Origin of the sequence: Streptomyces sp. NPDC048275 (assembly GCF_040652275.1) — a bacterium.
Classification (GTDB): Bacteria; Actinomycetota; Actinomycetes; order Streptomycetales; family Streptomycetaceae; genus Streptomyces.
Map to the genome: position 1 here is coordinate 1 of NZ_JBEZLR010000043.1, position 13,406 is coordinate 13,406.

Consider the following 13,406-nt stretch of genomic DNA (forward strand, 5'->3'; position numbering starts at 1 on the left):
TGAACCTGCTGAGCGGCGCGTGCTGAATCGATGGTAGGCGGGTCGAATCTTTTGCGTCCACTGCCAGAAGACCGAAGTAGGGCGGCAGCTGACAGGGTAGGGATGGAAATCCGGTTCGCCCTTGGGGTCGGGCCCGACTCGGGGCTCCAGCCCGCCCTGGTCGTCAGGAGAGGCGCTCAAAACTCTCACCCTTTCACCGTCCGAGCGTGAGCCGGTCACCGGCACTTCATCCCAGGCTAGGCAGGTGGTTGGGGCGATGCCACGCGACATCCGACGCGCTCGGCATCGGCGGCATCTCCGTGCCCGCCGAGTGGGCGCCTGTCTCCGGAGCACGGTGTCGCGGACTCCCTTGTGCCGGATCGTCGCGGACGACCTTGTGCCGGATCGCCTCCGGGGCGCACGAAGCGGGCGAGTCGCCCCTCACGCGCGGGCAGGCAGGCACCGACCGGGCATCAGTACCCGCCGCGCCCCGACCCGCGCGCTGTCGTACGGGACGACCGCGGAGCCTAGGACTGCGGCCGTCGCCCGTGGTTCGCGGCGTGCTTGCGGCGAGCCTTCTTCTTCCGGCGTCGCTTTGAGGACATGGCAACCTCCCGCACCTACAGGACATCAGGAAGCATCCTGAACTCTGGCCAACCACGATTCCACACCGCACAAGGCGGCGCGATTCGGCGCGGTATCGCATACCAAGACCGGAATTCGCCATTTCGGGCCACCCGAGGGACAGGCGACCGCGGTGATGGCGTCCCTGCGCGAGTCAGTCCGAGTGGCTCTTGCGCACGGTGCAGTGGAGCGAGTCGTCCCGCACATCGGCGACGATCGTGTCGCCGGGCTCGACCTCGCCGCCGAGCAGGAGTTCCGCGATGCGGTTGTCGAGTTCCGACTGGATCGTGCGCCGCAACGGGCGGGCACCGAACTCCGGTTGGTGACCGTGGGCGATCAGCAGCTTCTTGGCGGCTTCTGTCACTTCCAGCTTCATGCCCTGCGCGTGGACGCGGCGCTCGCTCTGGTCCAGCAGGTGATCCACGATCTGCCCCAGATCGTCCGCGGTGAGGCCGTGGAAGATGATGATGTCGTCGATGCGATTGAGGAACTCCGGCAGGAAGCGGGTCCGCAGCTCGTCCATCAGCTCGTCCTTCAGCTCGGACACGTCGCCCTTGTGATCGAGGATGCGGTGGGCACCGATATTGGACGTCATGATCACGACACAGTGCCGGAAGCCGACGGTACGGCCCTGGGCGTCGGTGAGGCGCCCGTCGTCAAGGATCTGGAGCAGCGTGTTGACACTGCGCACCCGCCACCATCCCGGACAGGTCGAGAGCGACCACTCTCTTGTCCTTCAGGGTGTCGGGCACCTCACCGGCCACGATGCGCTGCGCCAGCCCTTCCACGATCGCGGTCTTTCCGACACCGGGTTCCCCGATGAGCACGGGGTTGTTCTTGGACCGCCGCGACAGGATCTCGATGGTCTGTTCGATCTCCTCGGCCCGCCCGACCACGGGGTCGAGCTTCCCGGCCTTCGCCTCCTCCGTCAGGTCCCGCCCGAACTCGTCCAGGGTCGTGGCGGGCTCCTTGCGCTCAGTGGGCAGTCCGTCCGCTCGGGCCGCCTGCTCGGTGAGGCCCGCCAGCTTGTTCACGTCCTCGCCCTCTGCCCGCAGCAGCCGGGCAGCACCCGTGTCGGCGTCGTCCAGGAGCGCGCCGAGGATGTGTTCGGGCCCGATGTAGGACACCCCGGCCGCCTGAGAGCGGGCGAACGCGGTGGCGAGTGTGCGCTTGGCCGCCGGCGTGAGACCGGGTTCCGAGGACGGTTCGCCCGACTCGCGGGGAAGGATCTCGGCGATCTGAGAGGCGAGCGCGTCGGGATCCAGCCCCGCCTGAGCGAGGAGCGCGCGTGCGGGATCGACCTTCGTGGCCGCCCACAGAAGGTGCTCCGTGTCGAGATCGGACGCCCCGTCCTCCGCCACCCGTCGCGCAGCCAGGTTGAGGAGTTCCTGCGAGGACTCGGTCAACAGCCGTCCGATCGGCACTCGTTGTACCGCCGGGGGCGACGAAGCGGGCGACATGCCGAAGAACCGATTCAACAGTTCGCTGAATGGATCGGACGAGCCGAAACCGAACGACGACATCGACATGGCAGCTCCTGATGCGGCGGCGGGTCCCCTCGACCAAAACGCGATGCCGAGTACTCCGCAAGTGGAACGAACTCCTGTGAATTGGGCGATTTACCGGGCGGTATTTCGGGCTCGTTCTCCCATGGAATTCGCATTCCGGGAGGTGTCAAAGTCGAAGATGTCGAAGATGTCGAAGGGTGTCCTGATGGGTCGCCCTTGATGCCGCCGGACCTCGCGGGATCAGGCCGTCCCTGCGGTTGCGCCCGCCGACGCGTCGAGTGCCACCGCGGCCTCGTCCGTGTAGACCAGGAACGTCAGGGTCTGGCGGAAGTACAGTTCGATGTCGGTGGCGTCGTGCGCCGTGTAGCCGATGGCGAGATCCTCACCGAGCCTCAACTCGTAGTCCCCGCCCCGGGTGGTGAGCAGGAAGGCCCCTTCGATGGCGGGCGCCCAGATCAGCCGGCCGTCGAGCATCCGGCCGAGGTGGGCGGCGATGGGGTAGCCGTGGTCGGAGGTCTCGCTGACCGCCGTGTACGCCTCGGCACCCAGCAGCAGGGAGTACGGGCCCTGGACGCCTGCCAGGCGGAGGGTGGTCAGGGCACGACTGACGGCGTCCGGGAAGTCGCGTGGCTCTGCCGGAAGGCGGAGAACGGGGTGGGAGGTGCGCCCGCGCAGTCCGTCGACGCGAGCCGCCGGGTACCCGTTGAAGACGGCCCGGTCCTCGGCGAACGCCATGATGCGCGCGGCGTTCTTCACCGGCTGCCAGTCGGAGTCCTTGGCGCCGCGGTCGACGTCGTCGACGGCGGCGCGGCTCACCTTGAACGGCACGGTCATCTCGACCAAGGGCTGTGCCTGGCGCAGCCGTGCCCCGACACCGGGTGCCGGCCCGTCTATGCCGGACAGATGGCCCGTCCCCACAGCCGCGAGTTCGGGGCCGTCGGGTCCCGAAACGTCCACGACCCGCCGCCCCGCGAGGTTGCGCCGGAATGTGCGGCGCGCCTCGTCCTCGATCTCGGCCCATGCCGCGGGCGTGATCGGGGCGAGTTCGCGATGCAGATTGCTGGTGCCGTCGAGCGCGGTCATGTTCCGTCTCCTTTGAGGCTGCCGATCCCCAGAGAGCCGTCCACCGGGGCCTTCCTGCGGGGAGCGGCGGGAAGGTCGTCGAGGAAGGTGACGGCCGGCACATGGAACAGGCATCCGGTGATCGCGGTGGAGAAGTCGAGGATGCGATCGTGCAGGCCCTGCCGGGCGCCGAGGAACATGTTCCTCAACATCTGTTCGGTCACGTCCGGGGTACGGGCGTAGCCGATGAAGAAAGTGCCGAACTCGCCCTCTCCGACGTTGCCGAACGGCATGTTCTCGCGCACGATCTTGCGTTCGGTGCCGTCCTCGTCGGTGATGGTGTTGAGTGCTACATGGGAATCGCCGGGCTTGACATCGTCGGGGAGTTCGACGTTGGCCAGCTTCGTCCGCCCGATGACGTTCTCCTGCTCGTTCGACGGCAGGGCGTTCCACGCGGCCAGGTCGTGCACGTACTTCTGGATGATCACGTAGCTGCCCCCCTTGAACGCGTGGTCCTCGTCGCCGATGAACACGGCATCGGCCGCGGGCCGCCCTTGGGGGTTCTCGCTGCCGTCGACAAAGCCGAGGAGGTCGCGCTCGTCGAAGTACTTGAAGGCATGTACTTCGTCGACCACCGTGGCCGCGCCGCTCAGCCGTTCCGCAATCAGGCGGGTCAGTTCGAAACAGAGGTCCATGCGGTGGGCCCGCACGTGGAACAGGAGGTCTCCCGGCGTGGACGGGGCCCGGTGGCGCTCACCGGCCAACTCCACGAACGTATGCAGTCCCTTGGGGCGCGGCCCGCTGAACAGCCGGTCCCAGGCCACCGATCCGATGCCGACGACACAGCTGAGTTCGTCGTCGGGTGCGCGGAAGGCGACCGAGCGCCGCAGGCCCGAGAGGTCCTGCAGCAGACCGCGGACCATGTCCTCGTGGCCTGGAGCGATGGTGACCACGAGGAACACGGCGACCCTGGCCGGTGGGACGATCACGGCCTGCGACTCAACCACGCGTCGGCCTCCTCATGAGATGCGGACGTATCTGTCGTGTACGGCGGACGGTCGGCCCCTCTTCCCATCCTGTTTCGTCCCGGCGGAAACCGCGCGAGAACAAGGCGTGACGGGGGCGGACTGGCAATCCACGGAACGGTCGGGTACACCCGTGACGTGCTGTTTCGCCAACTCGAATACCTGGTGGCCCTCTCCCGTGAGCGCCACTTCGCCCGTGCGGCCCAGACCTGCCACGTCTCCCAGCCTGCCCTCTCCGAGGCGATCCGGAAGCTGGAGGACGAGCTGGACGTACCGCTGGTCAGACGCGGCCGCAAGTACGAGGGGCTCACGCCGGAGGGCGAGCGCATCGTGGTGTGGGCGCAGCGCATCCTGGCCGACCGCGACGCCCTCAAGGACGAGGTCGGTGCCCTGCGCACCGGCCTGAGCGGCCGGATGCGGATCGGCTCGGTGCCCACCGCGTCCGGCGCCGTCTCCCTGCTGACTGCCCCGTTCTGCGCGACGCACCCACTGGTCACCGTGGAGGTCATGGCGGATCTGCAGTCGCAGGACATTCTGCGGCAGTTGCAGAACTTCGAGCTCGACGCCGGCATCACGTATCTGCACGAGGACCTGCCGGAGGGATTCCGGACGGTCCCGCTGTACGACGAACGGTATGTGCTGCTGACCACGGGCGCCGACGGTCCGGGGCGTCGGCCGACGGCCACGTGGGCCGACGCCTCACGGTTGCCGCTGTGTCTGCTGACCGGGACCATGCAGGGCCGACGGATGGTGGACGGCCTGTTCGCGGAGGCCGGGCTGCAGCCGTCCCCACGGGTCGAGACCGACTCGGTCGGCACGCTGTTCGCCCACGTCAGGACCGGTCAGTGGGCGAGCGTCGTGCCGCACGCGTGGCTGCATGTCTTCGGCGTTCCGTCCGGCATGCGGGCCGTGCCGCTGGTCGAGCCCGCACGCACCGTGCCGGTCGGGCTCGTGATCACCGCCCGGGAGCCCGGATCGGTGATGGCCCGCGCACTGACGGACATCGCCCGGCAGACCGACATCATGGCCGCTCTGGAACGCCTGCCCGGCGCGCGCTGATGATCCCGTTCTCCCGTCGGCCCACGGGCAGCGTTGCAGTCGCTCGGCGCCCGCGTAGACGTTCATCGAAGCTCCGCGCAGGAAACCGACCAGGGTCACCCCGCTCTCCGCCGCCAGGTCCACGGCCGGCGAGGACGGTGCGGAGACGGCCGCCGGCACGGGGATCCCAGCCGTCACCGCCTTCTGCCGCTGTGTCTCCCTGTGGTCGAGGAAGCTGCCGACGGCGTCGGGGAAGGTGCCGACGGCTGTGCCACGCCGTGCCCACCGGGCAGGGCAGGCCCGCGGTGGCCCGGACCGCTTTCCTGTCGTCCGCCGGCTCACTCGGCCGAGCCGGTCGGCTCCAGGCGGACCAGAACGCCCTTGGACGTCGGGGTGTTGCTGATGTCGGCGACGCTGTCCAGCGGCACCAGGACGTTGGTCTCGGGGTAGTAGGAGGCCGCCGAGCCGAGGGTGGTGGGGTAGGCGACCACTCGGAAGTCCTCCGCGCGGCGTTCGATCCCGTCGTGCCAGGTGGTCACGAGGTCCACCCGGTCGCGGTCGGCGAGCCCGAGGGCGGCCAGGTCCACGGGGTTGACGAGGACGACTCTGCGGGCGTTGTGGATGCCGCGGTAGCGGTCGTTCATCGCGTAGGGGATGGTGTTCCACTGGTCGTGGGAACGCAGGGTCTGCAGCAGCAGCTGCCCCTCGGGTATGTGCGGCATCGTGAACTCGTTGCAGGTGAAGACGGCCTTGCCGCTCGGCGTGGGGAAGATCCCCTGGTTGACGGGGTTGGGCAGCCGGAAGCCGCCGGGCTTGGCCACCCGGGCGTTGAAGTCCTCGAAACCGGGCACGACGCGGGCGATCCGGTCGCGGATGGTGTCGTAGTCGGCCTCGAAGTCCTCCCACGGGACGGGTGGCGTACCGCCCAGGGTCCTGCGGGCCAGTCGGCCGATGATGGCGACCTCGCTGAGCAGATGAGGCGAGGCCGGGGCGAGACGTCCGCGGGAGGCGTGCACCTCGCTCATGGAGTCCTCGACGGTGATGAACTGCTCACCGGCTGCCTGGATGTCGCGGTCGCTGCGGCCGAGGGTGGGCAGGATCAGGGCGGTGTCGCCGCAGACCGTGTGGGAGCGGTTCAGCTTGGTGGAGATGTGCGCGGTGAGCCGGCAGCGCCGCATCGCCTCCTCGGTGACGCGGCTGTCGGGCGTGGCCCGGACGAAGTTGCCGGCCACGCCGAGGAAGACCTTGGCGTGGCCGTCGCGCATGGCCCTGATGCCGTTGACCGAGTCAAGGCCATGGCGGGTGGGCGGGGTGAAGCCGAACTCGCGGCCCAGCGCGTCGAGGAACTCCTGGGGCATCTGCTCCCATATGCCCATGGTGCGGTCGCCCTGGACGTTGCTGTGACCGCGAACGGGGCACACACCCGCGCCGGGCTTGCCGATGTTGCCGCGCAGCATCAGGAAGTCGACGACTTCCCGGATGGTGGGTACGCCGTGCTTGTGCTGGGTCAGTCCCATCGCCCAGCAGACGATGACGCTCTTGCTCTCCAGGACCCGGTCGTGGACGCGTTCGATCTCCTCGCGGGTGAGTCCGGTCGCCGCGAGGATGTCGTCCCAGGAGATCTTCCGGGCGTGCTCGGCGAAGTCGGCGAAGCCGGTGGTGGAGGTGTCGATGAAGCGGTGGTCGAGCACGACGCCCGGTGCGAGGTCCTCGGCTTCCAGCAGGAGCCGGTTGAGCGCCTGGAAAAGAGCGAGGTCGCCGCCGGGGCGGATCTGCAGGAAGTCGTCGGCGATCTGCGTACCGCGGCCGATCACCCCTCGCGCCTTCTGCGGGTGCTTGAAGCGGATCAGGCCGGCCTCGGGGAGCGGGTTCACCGCCACGATGCGTCCGCCGTTGCGCTTGGTCTCCTCCAGGGCGGAGAGCATCCGCGGATGATTGGTGCCCGGGTTCTGGCCCACCACGAAGATCAGGTCGGCGTGGTGGATGTCGTCCAGGGAGACGCTCCCCTTGCCGATGCCCAGGGTCTCCCGCATCGCGGATCCGCTGGACTCGTGGCACATGTTGGAGCAGTCCGGCAGGTTGTTCGTGCCATAGGCCCGGGCGAAGAGCTGCAGGAGGAATGCGGCCTCGTTGTTGAGCCGGCCGGACGTGTAGAACAGGGCCTCGTCGGGGGAATCCAGGCGGCGCAGTTCCTCGGCGAGGAGGTCCAGTGCCTCGTCCCAGCCGATGGGCTCGTAGTACTCCGCGCCGGGGCGCTTGACCATGGGCTCGGTCAGCCGGCCCTGCTGGTTGAGCCAGTAGTCGGACTTGGTGTCCAGTTCGGCGATCGAGTAGTGGCGGAAGAAGTCGGCGGTGACCCGTCGCGAGGTCGCCTCGTCGGTGATGTGCTTGGCGCCGTTCTCGCAGTACTCGTTGAAGTGCCGCTTGCCTGGCGCGGGTTCGGGCCAGGCACAGCCCGGGCAGTCGAACCCCTTGACCTGGTTGATGTTCAGCAGCGTCAAGGCGGTACGTCGTACGGACGTCTGCTCCAGGGAGTACTCCAGCGCGTGCGCCACCCCGGGCACGCCCGTTGCCCAGCGCTTGGGCGAGGTGACCGACAGGTCGTCGCTCGGGTCCTCGATGCCGCTCATTGTCTGCCTCTTCTCTGCCTCTGCCGGCACGTCTCAGCGGGGTGGTCGCAGGCCCGCCGAGGAGCCGGGGAATGGCCCCTCCCTCGCGGCGAGTGCAGCTTCCAGCAATTCCCGGGAATACGTCAAAGAAGTGGCGCCGATAACCGGATAGGCGACGCTTATCTACGGCTCCCCCATCGCCCTCACCGGCTTACCACCTGCACAAACATCTGGATAACCGCCGCCTATCACGCAATCGGAAGGACCTGTTCGACCCCATCGGAAAATGCGCCGTCGCCCTGCGCGAGGCGGTGCTGGACCGGGTCGACGTCAGCCTGGACACACTGCGCCCGGAACGCTACGCCGAGATCACCCGGTGTGACCGACTCACCGACGTGCTCGACGTGTTGCGCACAGCGTGGGCTGCGGGCCTGGCTCCCGTGAAGGTCAAATGATGGTGGGCCCGTCCCCGATCTTCACGACGGGAATCACCTGGACGTCATGCCAGACGACCTGCGATCCCACCACTCCGAAGGAAGCGAAGCTGCCGACCGCTTCTCCGGCCCAGGCCAGACAGGTGTTCCAGGCGTCCTGGCGAACCGCAGCCGCGCTTCCGCCAACGCACCGGCAGCCGCTTCGATTTGGGCAGAACCCCGGGGAACCGGGCGCTCAGAGGCCGATGTCAACGCAGCTGGCCGGCATCGCTTGTTGGCATCGACGGGGGCCGACAGCCCAGCTCAGACGGCCCGTAGCGAAACCGTTGCCGTTCCGTCGGACGTCCCCCACAGCGACCGCATAGTCTTTGGTGCCGTTCGGCGATACCGAGTGATCACCGGCCGATCAGCACCCGCGGTCCCGTACCAAGTGGGTCCGGTTCGGCACATCCATACGAAGCTGCGGGTACGAACATGTACAAGCACGCAGCGGCTCGTACGCAACCGCTCGAGCAGCGCAGAGTTCTCTTAATCCCAGGGGGAGTTCACACCATGCGATCCATACGCCCGCCCTTCGCCGCTCGTCGAGGGAGGAGCGCGCGCCGCGGAACCTCCCCCGTGCTGGCCGCCGTCGGCCTCACCGCGGCGCTGGCGCTGACCGCCACCGCCTGCGGCTCGGGCGACACCACGGCGAGCGACGGGTCCAGCGCGTCGGCGTCCCAGAACGGCGACGACAAGATCAAGATCCCCGACAACATCAAGGACAAGCTCAAAGAGCACGGCATCGACATCGACAACTGGAAGAACGGCGCCTGGAAGGACTGGAGCAAGGACGACTGGCTGCGCGAGGCCAACGACTTCATCAACCCCATCATCAAGGGGCTGTGGGACCCGGACCGGATGCGCGACGCCGACGACCCGGACAAGAACAAGGGCGTCGACGAGAACGACCTCGCCGGTGACCAGGGCGTCACCGACCCGACCCCGGCCCCCGTGACGGCGAAGGCCGTGAACGCCGCATACCACGACAACGCGGCCGAGGCGGGCAAGGTGTTCTTCGACTCCCCGGAGGGCACGATGGTCTGCTCGGCGACCGTGGTCGAGGACCCGGCACACCCGGGCAAGTCGAACCTCGTATGGACCGCGGGGCACTGTGTGCACGCGGGCAAGAAGGGCGGCTGGTATCGCAACATCGCCTTCGTGCCCTCGTACAACAACGACGCCAGGACGGCCGCCCAACTGACGAACGCCACCAGGGAGGAGGTCGCTCCGTACGGCGTCTGGTGGAGCGACTGGACGCAGACCTCGGACCAGTGGATCGAGCAGGGTGGTTCCACGGGCGGCGAGGGCGCATCGTACGACTTCGCGGTCCTGCATGTGACGCCGGAGAAGGGCAGCAACGGCAAGTCCCTGGAGGAGACGGTCGGTTCGGCGCTCCCGGTGGACTTCAATGCTCCGGCGGTGCAGGAAGTGGCGAGCATCACGGCGACCGGCTATCCGGCGGCGGCGCCGTTCGACGGGGAGACTCTGTACCAGTGCACGGACGCGCCCGGCCGGCTCTCGATCGCCGAGGCGGATCCGACGATGTACCGCATCGGATGCACCATGACGGGTGGTTCGTCCGGCGGCGGCTGGGTGGCGACCGGGTCGGACGGCCGGCCCGCACTGGTGTCCAACACCTCCATCGGACCGGTCAGTGCGGGCTGGCTGGCGGGTCCGCACCTCGGCGATGTGGCTGAGGGCGTGTACGACTCGGTGAGCGAGAAGTTCGCGGGCCAGTGACGCGCCGGGCGTGACCGGGGCCGTACAGCGGCGACAGTAGGCACCGCGCTCACCCATGACGAAGGCCCGCCCCCCTGTGCGAGAGGGGGGCGGGCCTTCGTACGTCGGACTAGAGCGCCGGTGCCGGAACGTACGGCGCGAGATCCGCCGCCAGCTCCTCGTGCACCCGCACCTTGAGCAGCGTGCCCTCCGGGGTGTGCTCCTCGGAGATCACCTCGCCCTCGGAGTGGGCGCGCGCCACCAGCCTGCCGTGTGTGTACGGCACGAGTGCCTCGACCTCGACCGAGGGGCGCGGCAGCTCGTTGTCGATGAGCGCGAGCAGCTCGTCGATGTTCAGGCCCGTGCGGGCCGAGACCGCGATGGAGCGCTTCTCGATCCGCATCAGCCGCTGGAGTACCAGCGGGTCGGCCGCGTCCGCCTTGTTGATCACCACGATCTCGGGCACCTCGGTCGCGCCCACGTCGCGGATGACCTCGCGCACGGCGGCCAGCTGCTCCTCCGGCGCCGGGTGCGAGCCGTCCACCACGTGCAGGATCAGGTCGGAGTCGCCGACCTCCTCCATGGTGGAGCGGAACGCCTCGACGAGGTGGTGCGGCAGGTGGCGTACGAACCCGACCGTGTCGGCCAGGGTGTACAGCCGACCGCTCGGGGTTTCGGCCCGGCGCACGGTCGGGTCGAGGGTCGCGAACAGCGAGTTCTCGACCAGCACGCCCGCGCCCGTGAGGCGGTTGAGCAGGGACGACTTACCGGCGTTGGTGTAGCCGGCGATGGCGACCGAGGGCACCTTGTTGCGGCGGCGCTCCTGGCGCTTGATCTCGCGGCCGGTCTTCATGTCCACGATCTCCCGGCGCATCTTCGCCATCTTCTCGCGGATACGACGCCGGTCCGTCTCGATCTTGGTCTCACCGGGACCACGGGTGGCGAGGCCGCCGCCCTTGCCGCCGCCCATCTGGCGGGACAGCGACTGGCCCCAGCCGCGCAACCTCGGCAGCATGTACTGCATCTGCGCGAGCGCGACCTGCGCCTTGCCCTCTCGGGACTTGGCGTGCTGGGCGAAGATGTCCAGGATCAGGGCCGTACGGTCGATGACCTTGACCTTGACGACGTCTTCGAGGTGGATCAGCTGGCCGGGGCTCAGCTCACCGTCGCAGATCACGGTGTCGGCGCCGGTCTCCAGGACGATGTCCCGCAGCTCATTGGCCTTGCCGGAGCCGATGTAGGTGGCCGCGTCGGGCTTGTCACGGCGCTGGACGACGCCGTCGAGCACGAGCGCGCCCGCGGTCTCCGCGAGCGCCGCCAGCTCGGCGAGCGAGTTGTCCGCGTCCTGAATGGTCCCCGTGGTCCACACGCCGACGAGCACCACGCGCTCCAGGCGGAGCTGTCGGTACTCGACCTCGGTGACGTCCTCGAGCTCGGTGGAGAGGCCGGCGACACGGCGCAGGGCCGCGCGCTCGGAGCGGTCGAACTGGTCGCCGTCCCGCTCTTCGTCGATCTCGTGGCTCCAGGCGACGTCCTCTTCCATCAGGGCATCGGCCCGAAGACCTTCGGGGTAGTTCTGCGCGAGGCTCTGCGCGTCCTGGGAAGGGGAAGAAGAGGAGGTCATTGGATCCTTACGTCGATGGGAACAGCGATGCGACGACGGACACCGCCCGTCACGGTGAACAACGTCCGAGGCCACCGGGAGATTCCCGGTTTCCGCAGGGCCAACCCTCCGTGGGGCCGCGCCGCCGACTCGAAGATGGTCGCACGGCACGGCCCGTCTCGTCACGCGAGTTATCGGGCGCCCTTGCGCGCCTGCGGGGTGTCGCTCTTCCAGTCCGGGTGACCGGGCATCGGCGGCGTCTTCCCGCCGTACAGCCAGGCCTGGAAGAACCCGTCCAGGTCGCGGTTCGCGACGCTGGAAGCGAGGTTCACGAAGTCCTCCGTCGACGCGACGCCGTCGTGGTGGAGGCTCACCCAGATCCGCTCCAGGCGCTCGAAGGCGGGGTGTCCGATCTCCTGGCGCAGCGCGTACAGGACCAGCGCGGCCCCGTCATAGACATTCGGCCGGAAGATGCTGATCTTCTGGCCGGGCTTGGGCCCCTTCGGCACCGCGGGCGGCCCCCCTGCGGCCCGCCAGCTGTCGGACGCGCGGTAGGCCGCCTTCATGCGCGTCTCCATGGGCTTGTCCGCCTTCTCCTCGGCGTACAGCGCTTCGTACCAGGTGGCGTGCCCCTCGTTGAGCCACAGGTCGGACCAGGTGCGCGGACTGACGCTGTCGCCGAACCACTGGTGCGACAGCTCATGCACCATGATCGACTCGACGTACGACTTCGGGTACGCGGCCTCCTTGAAGAGCTCTCTCTCGAAGAGAGAGAGCGTCTGTGTCTCCAGTTCGAAGCCGGTCCGCGCCTCGGCGATCAGCAGCCCGTACGTCTCGAAGGGGTACCGGCCGACCTTGCTCTCCATCCAGGCGATCTGGTCGGGCGTCTTCTTGAGCCACGGTTCGAGCCGTTCGCGGTCCTTGGTGGGCACGACATCGCGTACCGGCAGGCCGTGCGGCCCGGAGCGGTGCAGCACGGTGGAACGGCCGATCGACACCTGGGCGAGTTCGGTGGCCATGGGGTGCTCGGTGCGATACGTCCAGGTCGTGGACCGGCGGGCACGGTCCACGCCGCTCGGCAGGCCGTTGGCCACGGCCGTGTAGCCGTCGGGCGTGGTGACACGGATGGTGAACATCGCCTTGTCGGACGGGTGGTCGTTGCACGGGAAGACCAGGTGCCCGGCGTCGGCCTGGTTGGCCATGGCCAGCCCGTCCTTGGTCTGCACCCAGCCGCCGTCCTGGTTCTCGGCGGCGACCGGATTGCTCGTGTGCCGCACGGTGATCCGCATCGAGCCGCCGGCGGGCACCGGCTCCGCGGGCGTCACCACGAGATCTTCTTCGGCACTCGCGAACGACGCCGACGCTCCGTTGACCTCGACCGATTCCACGGTTCCGTGCGCGTAGTCGAGATTGATGCGCTTGAGCCGCTCGGACGCCACGGCGTCGATCGTGGTGACGGCCGCGAGCGGCTTGTTGTTGGCGCCGGTGTAGGTGAAGGACAGGTCGTAGGACGCGACGTCGTACCCGGGATTGCCCAGGTACGGGAAAAGACGGTCGCCGACGCCGAGGGGCGTGGCCGGGGACGGGGCGCTCGCGGCGACCAGGCAGACGGACACGGCCGAGGCGAGCAGCGCGGACTTGATGCGGCGGGACGGGAGACGGGGGATCGTGGGGCGGGGCGTGAGCGGCATGGACCATCGCTACCAGCGCACACCCGCGATCCGCCGACGACTCGCGCCGAGCCCACTCGAACGGGTCGGCCC

7 protein-coding genes and 3 pseudogenes are annotated in these 13,406 nt (G+C 68.6%); 3 read left to right on the forward strand and 7 right to left on the reverse strand.

From position 1 onward, the window contains the following. Positions 1–757: 757 nt before the first annotated feature. The 3 genes and pseudogenes from AB0D57_RS24470 to AB0D57_RS24480 all read right to left on the reverse strand — a co-directional run bounded on the left by AB0D57_RS24470 (position 758) and on the right by AB0D57_RS24480 (position 4,180). Positions 758–2,132: pseudogene (locus AB0D57_RS24470) on the reverse strand (AAA family ATPase). Between the two features lie 219 nt (positions 2,133–2,351). Then, on the reverse strand, positions 2,352–3,194 hold the full coding sequence (locus tag AB0D57_RS24475) for a family 1 encapsulin nanocompartment shell protein (RefSeq protein ID WP_362076698.1): 843 nt from the start codon (positions 3,192–3,194) through the stop codon (positions 2,352–2,354). After that, entirely contained in the window at positions 3,191–4,180 is a 990-nt protein-coding gene (locus AB0D57_RS24480; RefSeq protein WP_362076701.1) for a Dyp-type peroxidase, read from the reverse strand. Before AB0D57_RS24480 ends, AB0D57_RS24475 begins: the two co-directional genes overlap by 4 nt. Before the next feature lie 156 nt (positions 4,181–4,336). Here AB0D57_RS24480 and AB0D57_RS24485 point away from each other — a divergent pair, with 156 nt between their 5' ends. Next, positions 4,337–5,257, forward strand: a complete 921-nt coding sequence (locus AB0D57_RS24485; RefSeq protein ID WP_362076704.1) for a LysR family transcriptional regulator — start codon at positions 4,337–4,339, stop codon at positions 5,255–5,257. A gap of 36 nt (positions 5,258–5,293) precedes the next feature. Here the strand turns inward: AB0D57_RS24485 and AB0D57_RS24490 are convergent. Together AB0D57_RS24490 and AB0D57_RS24495 are read right to left on the reverse strand one after the other, a co-directional pair. Then, a pseudogene (locus AB0D57_RS24490) lies at positions 5,294–5,443 on the reverse strand (formate dehydrogenase accessory sulfurtransferase FdhD); the annotation flags it as partial. Between the two features lie 131 nt (positions 5,444–5,574). Beyond that, positions 5,575–7,866: an FdhF/YdeP family oxidoreductase gene (locus AB0D57_RS24495; RefSeq protein ID WP_362076707.1), complete on the reverse strand. Its 2,292-nt coding sequence runs from the start codon at positions 7,864–7,866 to the stop codon at positions 5,575–5,577. Between the two features lie 257 nt (positions 7,867–8,123). Between AB0D57_RS24495 and AB0D57_RS24500 the strand changes: the two are divergent. Continuing rightward, positions 8,124–8,294 (forward strand): annotated as a pseudogene (locus AB0D57_RS24500) (GTP 3',8-cyclase MoaA); the annotation flags it as partial. A gap of 537 nt (positions 8,295–8,831) precedes the next feature. After that, a complete protein-coding gene (locus tag AB0D57_RS24505; RefSeq protein WP_362076710.1) occupies positions 8,832–10,061 on the forward strand; it encodes a hypothetical protein in 1,230 nt (409 codons plus the stop codon). Between the two features lie 109 nt (positions 10,062–10,170). Here the strand turns inward: AB0D57_RS24505 and hflX are convergent, their stop codons facing one another. Together hflX and AB0D57_RS24515 are read right to left on the reverse strand one after the other, a co-directional pair. After that, a complete protein-coding gene (hflX, locus tag AB0D57_RS24510; RefSeq protein ID WP_362076713.1) occupies positions 10,171–11,664 on the reverse strand; it encodes a GTPase HflX in 1,494 nt (497 codons plus the stop codon). A gap of 170 nt (positions 11,665–11,834) precedes the next feature. After that, on the reverse strand, positions 11,835–13,334 hold the full coding sequence (locus AB0D57_RS24515; protein WP_362076716.1) for a M1 family metallopeptidase: 1,500 nt from the start codon (positions 13,332–13,334) through the stop codon (positions 11,835–11,837). Positions 13,335–13,406 lie beyond the last annotated feature (72 nt).

Bases quoted from the DNA above. Each gene is read 5' to 3' on its own strand.
- AB0D57_RS24475 (WP_362076698.1), bottom strand. From the start codon at position 3,194: ATGACCGCGCTCGACGGCACCAGCAATCTGCATCGCGAACTCGCCCCG.
- AB0D57_RS24495 (WP_362076707.1), bottom strand. From the start codon at position 7,866: ATGAGCGGCATCGAGGACCCGAGCGACGACCTGTCGGTCACCTCGCCC.
- AB0D57_RS24505 (WP_362076710.1), top strand. From the start codon at position 8,832: ATGCGATCCATACGCCCGCCCTTCGCCGCTCGTCGAGGGAGGAGCGCG.
- hflX (WP_362076713.1), bottom strand. From the start codon at position 11,664: ATGACCTCCTCTTCTTCCCCTTCCCAGGACGCGCAGAGCCTCGCGCAG.
- AB0D57_RS24515 (WP_362076716.1), bottom strand. From the start codon at position 13,334: ATGCCGCTCACGCCCCGCCCCACGATCCCCCGTCTCCCGTCCCGCCGC.